The sequence below is a fragment of the Lawsonibacter sp. genome, assembly GCF_022777125.1.
GTDB lineage: Bacteria > Bacillota > Clostridia > Oscillospirales > Oscillospiraceae > Lawsonibacter_A > Lawsonibacter_A hominis.
Genome location: NZ_JALFGV010000007.1, coordinates 1 through 11,783, shown reverse-complemented (window position 1 = coordinate 11,783; position 11,783 = coordinate 1). Strand labels below are relative to the sequence as shown.

Below are 11,783 nucleotides of genomic sequence, written 5' to 3'. Positions count from 1 at the left end.
TTCAACACCGCCATCGCCGCGCTGATGGCGCTGGTCAATGATTTTTACGCCAACGGCTGCTCCCGGGGCGACTATGCCGCCCTGCTGCTCATGCTCTCCCCCTTCGCGCCCCATATGACGGAGGAGCTGTGGGAGGACCTGGGCTTTGCCGAAGCCCGGGGCGGCATGGCCTGTCAGCAGGCATGGCCCGCCTACGACGCGAGCAAGACCATTGCGGCCGAGGTGAACATGGCAGTGCAGGTGGGCGGCAAGCTGCGCGCCACGATCACCGTGCCTCTGGACAGCGAGCAGGACGCCGTGGTGGCCGAGGCCCAGAAGGACCCCAAGGTCCGGAAGTTTACCGACGGGATGGAGATCGTTAAGGTCATCCTGGTCAAGAATAAACTGGTCAACCTCATCGTCAGGCCGAAGCGATGAGCCCGCATCAGGGAATCCATCATATCTCCCTCAAGACGCAGGGCGAGGCGCAGTTCCAGCAGGTGCTGGCCTTCTACCGGGACGTGCTGGGCTGCCCCCTGGTCCGGACCTGGGGCGCCGGCGGGAACAGCGGCGCCATGCTGGATCTGGGCAACACCCTGCTGGAGGTCACCGCCAACGGCGCGCCCGGCCTGAAGAAGGGGCTGTTTGGGCACATTGCCTTCGCTGCCGCGGATGTGGACGCGCTGGCGGAGCGGGTCCGGGCGGCGGGACGGCCGGTATGGATGGGGCCTGTGGATCAAAACCTGGGCGGCGGCTATCCCATCCGCATCGCATTCTGCACCGGGCCGGCCGGCGAGGACATCGAGTTTTTTCAGGAACGCTGACGGAGGCAAAATGTCCTCTTGACAAGCAGGCGTATCGCGCATATAATGATACTGTTAAAGCCATATCTATGTGGCCCTTTGGCGGCGGGTGTCCGCCGTCTCGGAGGGAGGGGAAGTCAATGTCGGAAGTCCATGTAAAGGACGGCGAGTCCTTGGAGAATGCACTCAAGCGTTTCAAGCGCAACTGCGCCAAGTCTGGTGTTCTGGCCGAGGTTCGTAAGCGTGAGCACTATGAGAGCCCGAGCGTCAAGCGCCGCAAGAAGTCTGAGGCCGCCCGCAAGAACCGCAAGAAGTTCTATTAAGAGCAGTAAACCCCGCGCCGTTTGGCGCGGGGTTTTGTTATGCCGGACGGGGCGCCGTCAGCGCAGGATCTCTTCCAGCAGGTCCTCCACCTGAGGATAGGCCAGCACCGCGTCGGCGATGTTCAGGCTGCGGGCGATCTGCAGTTTTTTTCGAATGGAGCCGGCGTCGTCGAACAGCACGAAATGCGCGCCATTCTGCCGGGACATGTAGGTGAAGTAGTGGGCGCACAGCTCATTGGAGAAGAAGACCGAGGGGGCACGCTCCGCAATGCGCTTTTGCAGCTCCTCCCGGGTGAGCGGCATGCCCTGGCCGGTGGGGGAGGGGAGGTAGAAATCCTCGGCCACCCGCTCTACCGCCAGCGCCACCCGCTCCGCGCCATATTGCGCCGCCGCGTCCTGGAGCCGCTGCTGGAGGGAGCCGCCGGAGAGGGAGGAGGGGATGAGCACCTTGGCCTTGTCGGAGGAGCCGCCGTAGGCCTCGGTCACATACAGCGGCCAGCCCCGCCGGTGGAGCATATCCCCCAGGTCGTGGATCATCTGGGCCAGCAGTTGGAGGGGACGGCCCTCAAAGTCGCAGATGACCCCGTCCAGGCCCCGGGCGGAGCATTCCCGCAAGACCTCCTGACAGAAGGGGCCCGTTTCCCCGCCGCCGGAGAAGCCGGTATTGTCCACCACCATCAGACCGCCCCGAACGGAGACGGGCATGCTGGCGCGGAACAGGTGAGGACCGCCCCCCACCCGGTAGGCCACGTGGCCCACCGGGAGACCGAAGCGCCCGGCCGCCCGGCTGTCCGCCGGCGGCGCGGTCAGGATCAGGTTGGATTTGGATAACATACTGAAAGGTACCCCCTTGTCCATGTTGTGAGAAACGTGTATAATCACTGATATGCGGACAAGTTCTGGAATAGAAGAGGTGAAGGGATGGGTTTTTCCCTGTTGGCCGATTGGGCCGGGAAGTGTATTTTTGAGATCGACCCGGCGGCGCTGGAGCGGCGGGGGATTCGCCTGCTGCTGGCCGACCTGGATAATACCCTGGTCCCCTACGGCGTGCCCGAACCCACGGAAGAAGTGCGGGCTTGGGCGGCCGCGCTGGCGGGGCGGGGGGTGGAGCTTTTTGTGCTGTCCAACAACCGCCATCCCCAGCGGCCGGAGCGCTTTTCCAAGGCGCTGGGGGTCCCGTTCCTCGGCCACGCGGGAAAGCCGAAGGTACGCTCCTTTGCTGCGGCGATGGAGCGTATGGGCTGTACCCGGGAACAGACCGCGGTCGTTGGAGATCAGATCTTTACCGATATCCTGGGCGGGAAGCGGGCCGGAGTGACCACCCTGCTGGTGGAGCCGATCCGGCTTGCGGGCAATCCGGGGCGCTATCTGCGCTATGGGGTGGAGTGGCCCTTCCGCGTCTGGGCGAAAAGGAGAAAACGAGCATTATGAGCGCAAGATTCGGGCCGGCGGGCAACGCCGATTCCTTTCCGTACAAGTCCTCGGTGGATGCGCCCCGGTGGCTGAACGAGCTGGGCCTGGACTGCTACGAGTACCAGTGCGGCAAGGGGGTCAATGTGGGGGAGCAGACCGCCCGCAGGCTGGGCGCGGCGGCCCGGGAGGCGGGGATCGCCCTCTCGCTCCACGCGCCTTACTTCACCAACCTGGCCAATCCCGAGCCCGAGAGCCTAAAAAAGACCATCGGCTATATCGTCTCCGCCTGCCGGGCGGCAGACTGGATGGGGGCCGGGCGGGTGGTCGTCCATTCCGGGGCTCTGATGAAACGCAGCCGGCGGGCGGCGCTGGATATCGCGCGGTTGTCGCTCAAAGCGGTGCTTGCCGCCTGCGACGAGGCGGGCTTCGGCCATATCGCCCTGTGCCCCGAGACCATGGGCAAGATCAATCAGCTGGGGGACCTGGACGAGGTGCTGGAGCTGTGTACCCTGGACGAGCGGCTGGTGCCCACGGTAGACTTTGGACATCTGTATGCCCGTACGCTGGGCGGGCTGAGCGGACCGGAAGCCTGCGCGGCCATCCTGGACCGCATCCGGGCGGTGCTGGGAGAGCAGCGGGCCGCCGGTTTCCACAGCCACTTTTCCAAGATCGCGTTTACCCCCAACGGCGGGGAAAAGATGCACCTTACCTTTGCGCAGACCGATTTCGGTCCCGAACCGGAGCCCCTGATGGCGGAGGTAGCACGCCGGGGCTGGAGTCCCACCTTCATCTGCGAAAGCGCCGGCACTCAGGCGGAAGACGCGCTGAGGATGAAACGGATGTATCAGGCCCGCTTGTCATATGCGCCCCAACGCCCCTGAGACGGGCCGGTAGACACGGGACCGGCCGGAGATCGAAAAAACGCCAAGGATTTGAATATGATCAGAAAGGAAGAACTAGGATGAACCATCTCAAACAAATTGCAGCCGGGCTGGACGAGTACGGCCTGGACGCCATGCTGGTTACCAGCGCCCCCGGCGAGTTCTACGCCGTCGGATTCCATGGGGAGGGCGCAGTGGTGGTGACGAGCGGGGAGTGCCGCTACTTTACCGATTCCCGCTATATCGAGGCGGCGGAAAAGCAGGTTGCCGGGGCCCATATCACCATGACCGACCGCAGCAAGAACATTCAGGCGCTGGTAAAGGGCGCGGTGGAAGAGCTGGGCGTGAAAAAGCTGGGGTTTGAGGACGGCTATATGACCGTGGCCCAGTACAACCGGTACGCCGGGGACCTCCCCTGCGCGCTGACGCCTGCCAATCAGCTTATTTCCAAACTGCGCGCCGCCAAGGATGCCGAAGAGATCGAACTGATGAAGAAGGCGCAGGAGATCACCGACAAGGCCTTTTCAGAGATCATCCGGTTTATCCGCCCCGGCATGACCGAGCGGGAAATCGCCGCCAGACTCCAGTACGACATGCTGCGCCTTGGCGCGGACAAGATGTCCTTCGACCCCATTGTGGTCACCGGCCCCAACGGCAGCCTGCCCCATGGGATTCCCGGGGACCGGAAGGTGGAGCCGGGCAGCTTCATCACTATGGATTTTGGCTGCAAGTACGGCGGTTACTGCTCCGACATGACCCGTACCGTGGCGGTGGGGGAGCCCACGCAGGAGATGCGCAAGGTCTATGACACGGTGCTACGGGCCCAGCGGGCGGGCATTGCCGCCACCCGCGCCGGCGTGCCGGGCAAGCAGATCGACGCCGCCGCCCGCAAGGTCATCGAGGAGGCGGGGTACGGGCCGTATTTCGGTCATGGCTACGGCCACAGCGTGGGCATTGAGATCCATGAGTCGCCCAATGCCAATACCGCCGACGAGACCCCCATGCCGGTCGGGGCCGCCGTGTCCGCCGAACCGGGTATCTATCTGCCCGGCCGCTTCGGCGTACGCATCGAGGATGTGGTGGTCATGACCGAGGACGGCTGCGAGATCCTCACAAAATCGCCCAAAGAGCTGATTATTCTGTAAAAACCCTTGCCAACAGGGGAATAATGGAGTAAAATAGCATAGCTAAAATATGCGAAACCTTGTTTTGGAGGATGAATACCAATGCCGACGATTACTGCCAGTGATTTCCGCAACGGCGTGACCTTCGAGATGGATGGTCAGGTCATGCAGGTGGTCGAGTTCCAGCACGTCAAGCCCGGTAAGGGCGCGGCCTTTGTCCGCACCAAGATGAAAAACGTCATCACCGGCGGCGTGACCGAGACCTCCTTTAACCCTACCGCCAAGTTCGAAAGCGCCTATGTGGACCGCAAGGATATGGAGTACAGCTATAACGACGGCGACCTGTACTACTTCATGGATCCCGAGACCTATGACCTGATCCCCATCGGAAAGGATACCCTGGGCGACAATTTCCGTTTCGTCAAGGAGAACATGTCCTGCAAGATCAACTCTTACAAGGGCAAGATCTTCGCTGTGGAGCCCCCCACCTTTGTGGAGCTGGAGGTCACCGAGACCGATCCCGGCTTCAAGGGCGATACCGCCACAAACGTGACCAAGCCCGCCACTCTGGAGACCGGCGCCGAAATCAAGGTGCCCCTGTTCATCAACCCCGGCGACAAGATCAAGATCGATACCCGTACCGGCGAATATCTGGAGCGCTGCAAGGCCTGATCATCCGCTTTGGCGGTACGAAGGCAGAACCGCTCCGGCGGGTGTCGGAGGCCCCGCAGCGCGGGGCGCGCCGTATGGCGCGGACAAGCGTTTGCCGCAGGCAAAACCTTGGCGCAAGGCGGAATTTACTTCCGCCGCGCAAGTAAAAAGCAGGGCTCCCATACAAAGCCATGACCTGTATGGGATTCACCCGCACCGGCGAATATCCGGAGCGCTGCAGGGCCTGAGCCGGCAGCGGCAGAGCACGGGCCTGACCCGTAAGGCGGCGGCGTGACGCCGCCGTCAATAAAAGGAGAAAAGTATGACTATTTCTGAAAAGGTCGCATACCTGAAGGGGCTGGCCGAGGGCCTGGCCATCGATACCGAGAAGTCCAAGGAGGGAAAGCTCATCTCCGTGATGATCGGCATCCTGGAGGAGATCGGTCTGTCGATTGAGGATCTGGAGGAGAACACCGTAGCTCTGGGCGAGGAGATCGACGCGCTTTCCGACGACCTGTCCGAGGTGGAAGAGGCCGTCTTCGAGGAGGACGACGAGGACGAGGACGACGACTGCTGCTGCGAGGACGATTTTTTTGAGACCGAGTGCCCCAACTGCGGGGAGACGCTGGTCATCGACGCATCCGTGCTGGAGGAGGGCGTGATCCAGTGCCCCAGCTGCAAGGAGAAATTTGCGCTGGATCTTTCCGACGAGTGCTGTGACGACGGCTGCGACTGCGGCTGCGGCTGTGAACACGACCACGACGAGGAATAACACGTAAGCCAACGAGCGCCCCGGAGTATTCCGGGGCGCTCGTTCTGGTCTGTTCGCTCCAGCCGTCTTCCGCGCGCGGCGGTTTTGTCAGCCGCTCCCGATCATCCGGGGCCTTGATCCTGCAGAGGACTTTGGGGAAGGCGGTAAAGCGCACCCATACGTGTGCCCGGATGGGTGCGGGCTCGGCCCGCGCTGTCGGCTCCCCCGGCCGCTGTTTCAGGAGAATTGGAAGTAGGAGGCGCCGGGAGGCGGACAAAAAGGGAAGGGGCCGAACGGATGGAGGGAAAGATATCCCGGCCGGCGGGGAATTCTTTTTGGAAACGGATTGCACCCGCACGACGGCGGTAGTATAATCTCTACGATATGCAATTTTTTCGAACGTAAGCAATGAACAAATAGGCGGTAGAAGGTATATGAGGACACAGGCGGAGCAAGAACGAAAAACACTGGAGGACGTGGCCCCGGGGGAGCGGGGCGTGATCCTCAAGGCGGGAAATGAACGGGGCGCCGTCAAGCGGCGGCTGGTGGATATGGGCCTGACGCCCGGCACTGAGATCACGGTGCGCAAGGTGGCGCCCTTCGGGGATCCCATCGAGGTCAATCTGCGGGGCTACGAGCTCTCCCTGCGCAAGCAGGACGCGCACCAGATCCTGATGGCCACCGGCGCGGAAGGGGAGGCCTTTGCCGATACCCGCAGGCAGCGCATCGGTATGGTGCAGCATCTGCCGGACGAGGAGGCGCTGCGCCGCATGAGCGCCGACCACGCCCACGAGGCGGCGGAGCACGGCGGCGTGCCGGATTATGCCAGTCACGATACCCGGGAAATGAAACTGGCTCTGGTGGGCAATCCGAACTGCGGCAAGACCACGCTGTTCAACGCCCTTACCGGCTCCAACCAGTATGTGGGCAACTGGCCCGGCGTCACGGTGGAGAAGAAGGAGGGCAGGGCGGACGTAGATGGCAAGGCGCTCACCGTGGTGGATCTGCCCGGCATCTACTCCCTGTCGCCCTATTCCATGGAGGAGATCGTGGCCCGGGACTTCATCGTGGGCGAGCACCCGGACGCCGTCATCAATATTGTGGACGCCACCAATATTGAGCGCAATCTGTACCTGACGGCCCAGCTGCTGGAGCTGGAACGCCCCATGGTCATTGCCCTGAATTTTATGGACGAGGTCGAAAAGCACGGCGACCGGATCGACGTGGCGCGGCTTTCCCAGGCCCTTGGAGTACCGGTGATCCCGATCACCGCCCGCTCCGGGAAAAACGTCAAGGAGCTGCTGCGGCGGGCCCATCAGCAGATGCATGTGGGCGTTACCGTAGAGCCCGACGATCTGTACGACGATTTTACCCATCAGATCCACCACAAGGTGGGCGAGTTGATCCACGACAAAGCCTATGCCGCCAAGGTACCGGCACACTGGGCCGCCATCAAGCTGATTGAGGGAGACGAGCTGGTGGAGCAGGCGCTGGGCCTGGACGAGACCGCCAAGACGCAGCTGGAAGCGGTATGCCGGGAGTATGAGGGGGCCTACGCTCTGGGCGACCGGGAGACCCTCATCGCCGACGCGCGGTATCAGTTCATCCAGCGGGTGGTGGCCCACTGTGTGAAGAAGGGACGGCCGCTGGGGGAGCCGACCCTTTCCGACAGGATCGACTCCATCGTCACCCATAAATTCCTGGCCATTCCCGTGTTTCTGCTGATGATGCTGTGCATGTTTGCCCTCACCTTCGGCCCCGGCCAATTGCTCTCCGATGGGGTAGATACCCTGATCGGCGGCTATTTTGCCGGCTTTGTCCGTGCCGGACTCACCGCCGCCGGGGTGGCGCCCTGGGTGGAGGCCCTTCTGGTGGACGGAGTGATCGCAGGGGTGGGCGGCGTGCTCACCTTCCTGCCTCAGATCGCGATCCTGTTCCTGTTCCTCTCCTTTCTGGAGGACTCCGGCTATATGGCACGGGCGGCCTTCATCATGGACCGGCTGCTGCGGCGCTTCGGCCTCAGCGGCAAGGCCTTTATCCCCATGCTGATGGGCTTTGGCTGCACGGTGCCCGCGGTGATGGGTGCCCGCACCATGGAGAACGAAAAGGACCGGCGTATGACCATCATGCTGGTGCCCTTCATGTCCTGCTCCGCCCGTCTGCCCGTATACGGGCTGCTCACCGCGGCCTTTTTCCCGCGGTACGGCGGCGCGGTGGTCTTTTCCCTGTACCTGCTGGGCCTGCTCTTTGCCATCGCTTCGGGGATCCTCCTCAAAAAGTTCGTCTTCAAGGGGGAGCCCGCCGCCTTCGTGCTGGAACTGCCGCCTTACCGCCTGCCCACCCTGAAAAATATCTCCCTGCACGTGTGGGAGAAGGTAAAGGGCTTTTTGGTCAAGGCGGGCACCCTGATCCTGGCCATGAGCGTGCTGCTGTGGTTCCTCCAGGCGTTTGGCGTGGAAAACGGCGCCTTCGGCATGGTGGAGGACGCCAGCCGCTCCCTGCTGGGATACGTGGGCTCCCGGATCGCGCCGGTGCTGATCCCCCTGGGGTTCGGCACCTGGCAGGCGGCCGTGGCCCTGCTGTCCGGATTGGTAGCCAAGGAGATGGTCGTCTCCTCCATGAGCATGCTTTACGGCTTCTCCGTCACCGCCGGCGGCGCAACGGTGGCCGCGGCGCTGAGCTCCACGTTCCAGAGCCCGGCGGCCGCCTACGCCTTCCTGGTGTTCGTCCTGCTGTATGTCCCCTGCGTGGCGGCGGTATCCACCATCCGCAAGGAGATGAACTCCCTCAAATGGACCCTGGCCTCCGTTGCCTGGCAGATCGGGGCGGCTTACCTGGGGTCCTTCCTGGTCTATCAGATCGGAAGTCTGATCCTGAAGGTGCTGTAACATGAAGTATGTCATTTACATCGGCGTGGCGGTTTTGATCCTGTGGGCGGCGGCCTACCTGATCTACCGCTTCCAACAGCGGCTCAGGGGCAAGCGGGGCTGCGGCTGCGGCGGCTGCTCCAGCTGCCCACACACGTATTGCCGCCACCGGAAGAAACCATAGGGCGGGGCGCGTACCCGCCGCCGGGGATCAGGAGGTTTTTATGAACGAAAAGCAGGCGCGGCTTCAGGAATGGATCACAGACAGTCCGAATATCGTATTTTTCGGCGGCGCAGGCGTGTCCACCGAGAGCGGCATTCCGGATTTCCGCAGTGTGGACGGCCTGTACAACCAGCAGTATCCCTATCCGCCCGAGACGATTTTGAGCCGCACGTTTTTTGAGCGTTCCCCAGAAGAATTCTACCGGTTTTACCGCGATAAAATGCTCTTTCCCGACGCCAGACCCAACGCCGCCCATTGGAAGCTGGCGGAGCTGGAGCGGGCGGGAAAGCTCTCCGCGGTGATCACCCAGAACATCGACGGACTTCACCAGGCGGCGGGGAGCAAAAACGTGTACGAGCTGCACGGCAGCGTCCACCGCAATTTCTGCAGGAAGTGCCGCCGGTTCTACGATCTGAAGTTCGTGCTGCGCAGTCAGGGCGTACCCAGGTGCCCGGCCTGCGGCGGGATCATAAAGCCTGACGTGGTGCTCTATGAGGAGCCGCTGGACCAGCAGACCATGGAGGCGGCCCTGCTGGCCATTGCCCGGGCGGACCTGCTCCTCATCGGCGGGACCTCTCTGGCGGTGTACCCGGCGGCGGGCCTGATCCGCTATTACCAGGGGCGGCATCTGGTGCTCATCAACAAAAGCCCCACGCCCTACGACAAGAACGCCGATCTGGTGATCGCGGGACCCATCGGGGCCATCCTGGGGGAGATCCGGGTTTAGTGAAACGGCGGGAAAAAAGGAGATGGCCGGGACCATCTCCTTTTTCTTCGGTAAAAATTTATTGAATAACGATAAAAAAGAATTGACAATCAATATAATGCATGCTATCCTTTCTGAGAGAGGTGAGAAGATGGATATGACCGTAGTACAAAAGCTGGCGAGGGTATTGAACGTCCTGGTGACCATCACGTTTGTGTGCAATCTTATCGCCCTTCTGCTGGTTCCGGGACTGGTGGGCATCGGCCAGGAAGGGGGAATGGAGGCGTTCCGGTATCTCACATCCTACGAAAACCCGCTGGAGGTTCCCCTGCGGCTGGCGGCCCTGTTTTTTATGGTCTGCTGGCAGTTCTTGTGGCGGATTTGGAGAGATGCCCCTGGGGCTGTGCTGACCGTTTTCCTCTGGTTCTGCGGCATCTGCACCGCCGTAATTTTGTGGCAGGGCCGCCGGGTGCTGGGTACCATCCTGACGGGCGCCCCTTTCCGGGCAGAGAACGGCGTCAGCCTCCGGCGGGCGGCCCTGTGCTGTTTTCTGATCTCCGCCGCCGCGCTGGCACGGGTGGTGTGGGGGCTGTTTTACTACCGCTCCGCCGCTCCGCTGCTCACCTATAACGCCCTGTTTGTCCCCATCTTCCTGATGGCGGGCCTTTTGTGCATGGTCATGTCCGCCCTCTTCCGTCAGGCCGCCGAGCTGAAGGAAGAGAATGACCTGACCATTTAAGGGGGCGGAACGATGGCGATCATGGTCAATCTGGACGTCATGATGGCGAAACGGAAGATGAGCCTGAACGAACTGGCCCAGCGGGTGGATCTGACCCTGGCCAACCTGTCCATCCTGAAAAACAACCACGCCAAGGCGGTGCGCTTCACGACCCTGGAGGCCATCTGCAAGGCCCTGGACTGTCAGCCGGGGGATATTCTGGAATATGTGCCCGATGATGCGGGAAAACGCTCTTAGGAAAGGGGAAATACGACATGGGTTATGCCTGGCTCAATCTGGGCAGTCTGGCGTTGGGAGGGATCGCCTGGGCTCTGCCGGTCGCCGCCCTGGCCCGGAGGGATAAAGCTACCCGCCGGGAAGCGGCCGTATGCTCTGCCGCCAGCGCAGCCTCCTGTTCGCTTGCTTTGTGCCTGGTGGTCTTCTACCTGGGCCATCTGGCCGACCGCCGGGACTGGTCCGCGCTGCTGGACACGGCGGGCGCGTTCCGGCTGTGCGCCGGGGGGCTTTTCCTGGGGACTCTGCTGCTGAATGCGCTGGCGCTGGCCGGGCACCCCTGGCGGAGGGGCGGAGCGGGTGCGCATGAAACGGCGTAACGGCTGCGCGGCGCTGCCGCCGCTGTTGCTGTTGCTGTTGCTGGCGCTGTGTGGCTGTTCGGGCTCCCGGGCGGATTATGTGGGGCGGCAGGTGGGCCTTGACCTGCCCCGGACGGAGTCGGTGACCTATCAGGACAGCCATGGCGGGTTCCACGGGGACGGCCTGCTGTTGGTGGAGCTGGCCTTCGCTCCGGAGGACGCCCCGTCGGTGGAGGACGGCATCCTCCGCCGGGGCGACCTGTGGAATGAGGGGCCGTTTGACGATTATCTGGGCGGCATCCTGTACGAAGGCGGCCCGGCGGGGGAGGGCGGCTGGCCCAGGGGGAACGACGACTGCTACTGGTACTTCCGGGACCGTCAGCAGGATGAACGCCCCCTGAACCGGCGGGGCTCCTGGAATTATACCGCGGCCCTCTACGATGCCCAAAGCGGCACCCTCTACTATCTGGAATTCGATACCTGAAAGGAGATGCCGGATGCGACGCTTTGCATGTGAACGATGGTTCCGGGGAACGCTTGTTCCCGTGCTGCTGCTGCTGGGATGGCTGCTGCTGCCCGTACTGTTCCAGACCCGGATGGGATTTCAAAGCGGCGCCCGCTGGGCCTGGGAATGGAGCTATTTTGCCCTGACGGCGCTGGCCGCGGCCGGACTGCGGCGTTACCGGTGGAATGGGCGGGGCGGGCTGTGGTGCGCGCTGCTCTCGCCCGCTGCGGCGCTGGGCGCCGCCTT

Annotated in this window: 17 protein-coding genes; 16 read left to right on the top strand and 1 reads right to left on the bottom strand. The window is 62.8% G+C overall.

The window, feature by feature from the left end:
• The 3 genes from MR825_RS00925 to rpsU form a co-directional block, all read left to right on the top strand.
• On the top strand, nucleotides 1–417 hold a 417-nt coding region (locus tag MR825_RS00925), incomplete at its 5' end, for a class I tRNA ligase family protein (RefSeq protein ID WP_287878148.1).
• Nucleotides 414–803, top strand: a complete 390-nt coding sequence (locus MR825_RS00920; protein WP_186907099.1) for a VOC family protein — start codon at nucleotides 414–416, stop codon at nucleotides 801–803. The genes MR825_RS00925 and MR825_RS00920, both read left to right, overlap by 4 nt.
• Nucleotides 804–922: 119 nt before the next feature.
• Nucleotides 923–1,105, top strand: coding sequence for a 30S ribosomal protein S21 (rpsU, locus tag MR825_RS00915; protein WP_186907100.1), 183 nt, complete (start codon nucleotides 923–925; stop codon nucleotides 1,103–1,105).
• A 57-nt stretch (nucleotides 1,106–1,162) separates the two neighbouring features.
• On the opposite strand, the gene MR825_RS00910 is transcribed toward rpsU, so the two are convergent.
• On the bottom strand, nucleotides 1,163–1,939 hold the full coding sequence (locus MR825_RS00910) for a hypothetical protein (RefSeq protein ID WP_287878143.1): 777 nt from the start codon (nucleotides 1,937–1,939) through the stop codon (nucleotides 1,163–1,165).
• A gap of 87 nt (nucleotides 1,940–2,026) precedes the next feature.
• Between MR825_RS00910 and MR825_RS00905 the strand changes: the two genes are divergently transcribed.
• The 13 genes from MR825_RS00905 to MR825_RS00845 all read left to right on the top strand — a co-directional run.
• Nucleotides 2,027–2,536, top strand: coding sequence for a YqeG family HAD IIIA-type phosphatase (locus tag MR825_RS00905; protein WP_287878142.1), 510 nt, complete (start codon nucleotides 2,027–2,029; stop codon nucleotides 2,534–2,536).
• On the top strand, nucleotides 2,533–3,399 hold the full coding sequence (locus MR825_RS00900; protein WP_287878139.1) for a TIM barrel protein: 867 nt from the start codon (nucleotides 2,533–2,535) through the stop codon (nucleotides 3,397–3,399). The genes MR825_RS00905 and MR825_RS00900 overlap by 4 nt, the downstream gene beginning before the upstream one ends.
• Before the next feature lie 80 nt (nucleotides 3,400–3,479).
• Nucleotides 3,480–4,544: a M24 family metallopeptidase gene (locus MR825_RS00895; protein ID WP_287878137.1), complete on the top strand. Its 1,065-nt coding sequence runs from the start codon at nucleotides 3,480–3,482 to the stop codon at nucleotides 4,542–4,544.
• A gap of 81 nt (nucleotides 4,545–4,625) precedes the next feature.
• Nucleotides 4,626–5,195: an elongation factor P gene (gene efp, locus MR825_RS00890; protein WP_186907104.1), complete on the top strand. Its 570-nt coding sequence runs from the start codon at nucleotides 4,626–4,628 to the stop codon at nucleotides 5,193–5,195.
• Nucleotides 5,196–5,496: 301 nt separating this feature from the next.
• Nucleotides 5,497–5,946 (top strand): CD1247 N-terminal domain-containing protein, encoded by a 450-nt coding sequence (locus MR825_RS00885; protein WP_186907105.1) that lies wholly within the window; start codon nucleotides 5,497–5,499, stop codon nucleotides 5,944–5,946.
• Nucleotides 5,947–6,359: 413 nt separating this feature from the next.
• On the top strand, nucleotides 6,360–8,813 hold the full coding sequence (gene feoB / locus MR825_RS00880) for a ferrous iron transport protein B (protein WP_287878133.1): 2,454 nt from the start codon (nucleotides 6,360–6,362) through the stop codon (nucleotides 8,811–8,813).
• Nucleotide 8,814: 1 nt separating this feature from the next.
• On the top strand, nucleotides 8,815–8,976 hold the full coding sequence (locus tag MR825_RS00875; RefSeq protein ID WP_287878130.1) for a FeoB-associated Cys-rich membrane protein: 162 nt from the start codon (nucleotides 8,815–8,817) through the stop codon (nucleotides 8,974–8,976).
• A 40-nt stretch (nucleotides 8,977–9,016) separates the two neighbouring features.
• On the top strand, nucleotides 9,017–9,742 hold the full coding sequence (locus MR825_RS00870) for an NAD-dependent protein deacylase (RefSeq protein WP_186907108.1): 726 nt from the start codon (nucleotides 9,017–9,019) through the stop codon (nucleotides 9,740–9,742).
• A gap of 130 nt (nucleotides 9,743–9,872) precedes the next feature.
• Nucleotides 9,873–10,460 carry a DUF2975 domain-containing protein gene (locus tag MR825_RS00865; RefSeq protein WP_186907200.1) on the top strand — a complete coding sequence of 196 codons (588 nt, stop codon included), beginning with the start codon at nucleotides 9,873–9,875 and terminating at the stop codon, nucleotides 10,458–10,460.
• A gap of 12 nt (nucleotides 10,461–10,472) precedes the next feature.
• A complete protein-coding gene (locus MR825_RS00860) occupies nucleotides 10,473–10,697 on the top strand; it encodes a helix-turn-helix domain-containing protein (RefSeq protein ID WP_186907109.1) in 225 nt (74 codons plus the stop codon).
• A gap of 17 nt (nucleotides 10,698–10,714) precedes the next feature.
• Nucleotides 10,715–11,053, top strand: coding sequence for a hypothetical protein (locus MR825_RS00855; RefSeq protein WP_287878122.1), 339 nt, complete (start codon nucleotides 10,715–10,717; stop codon nucleotides 11,051–11,053).
• Entirely contained in the window at nucleotides 11,040–11,516 is a 477-nt protein-coding gene (locus MR825_RS00850) for a hypothetical protein (protein WP_186907111.1), read from the top strand. Before MR825_RS00855 ends, MR825_RS00850 begins: the two co-directional genes overlap by 14 nt.
• Nucleotides 11,517–11,529: 13 nt before the next feature.
• Nucleotides 11,530–11,783 (top strand): hypothetical protein (locus tag MR825_RS00845; RefSeq protein ID WP_287878120.1); only part of this gene is annotated, 254 nt, incomplete at its 3' end.

Coding starts and splice junctions, on each gene's coding strand:
- MR825_RS00920 (WP_186907099.1), top strand. CDS start 414: ATGAGCCCGCATCAGGGAATCCATCATATCTCCCTCAAGACGCAGGGC.
- rpsU (WP_186907100.1), top strand. CDS start 923: ATGTCGGAAGTCCATGTAAAGGACGGCGAGTCCTTGGAGAATGCACTC.
- MR825_RS00910 (WP_287878143.1), bottom strand. CDS start 1,939: ATGTTATCCAAATCCAACCTGATCCTGACCGCGCCGCCGGCGGACAGC.
- MR825_RS00905 (WP_287878142.1), top strand. CDS start 2,027: ATGGGTTTTTCCCTGTTGGCCGATTGGGCCGGGAAGTGTATTTTTGAG.
- MR825_RS00900 (WP_287878139.1), top strand. CDS start 2,533: ATGAGCGCAAGATTCGGGCCGGCGGGCAACGCCGATTCCTTTCCGTAC.
- MR825_RS00895 (WP_287878137.1), top strand. CDS start 3,480: ATGAACCATCTCAAACAAATTGCAGCCGGGCTGGACGAGTACGGCCTG.
- efp (WP_186907104.1), top strand. CDS start 4,626: ATGCCGACGATTACTGCCAGTGATTTCCGCAACGGCGTGACCTTCGAG.
- MR825_RS00885 (WP_186907105.1), top strand. CDS start 5,497: ATGACTATTTCTGAAAAGGTCGCATACCTGAAGGGGCTGGCCGAGGGC.
- feoB (WP_287878133.1), top strand. CDS start 6,360: ATGAGGACACAGGCGGAGCAAGAACGAAAAACACTGGAGGACGTGGCC.
- MR825_RS00875 (WP_287878130.1), top strand. CDS start 8,815: ATGAAGTATGTCATTTACATCGGCGTGGCGGTTTTGATCCTGTGGGCG.
- MR825_RS00870 (WP_186907108.1), top strand. CDS start 9,017: ATGAACGAAAAGCAGGCGCGGCTTCAGGAATGGATCACAGACAGTCCG.
- MR825_RS00865 (WP_186907200.1), top strand. CDS start 9,873: ATGGATATGACCGTAGTACAAAAGCTGGCGAGGGTATTGAACGTCCTG.
- MR825_RS00860 (WP_186907109.1), top strand. CDS start 10,473: ATGGCGATCATGGTCAATCTGGACGTCATGATGGCGAAACGGAAGATG.
- MR825_RS00855 (WP_287878122.1), top strand. CDS start 10,715: ATGGGTTATGCCTGGCTCAATCTGGGCAGTCTGGCGTTGGGAGGGATC.
- MR825_RS00850 (WP_186907111.1), top strand. CDS start 11,040: ATGAAACGGCGTAACGGCTGCGCGGCGCTGCCGCCGCTGTTGCTGTTG.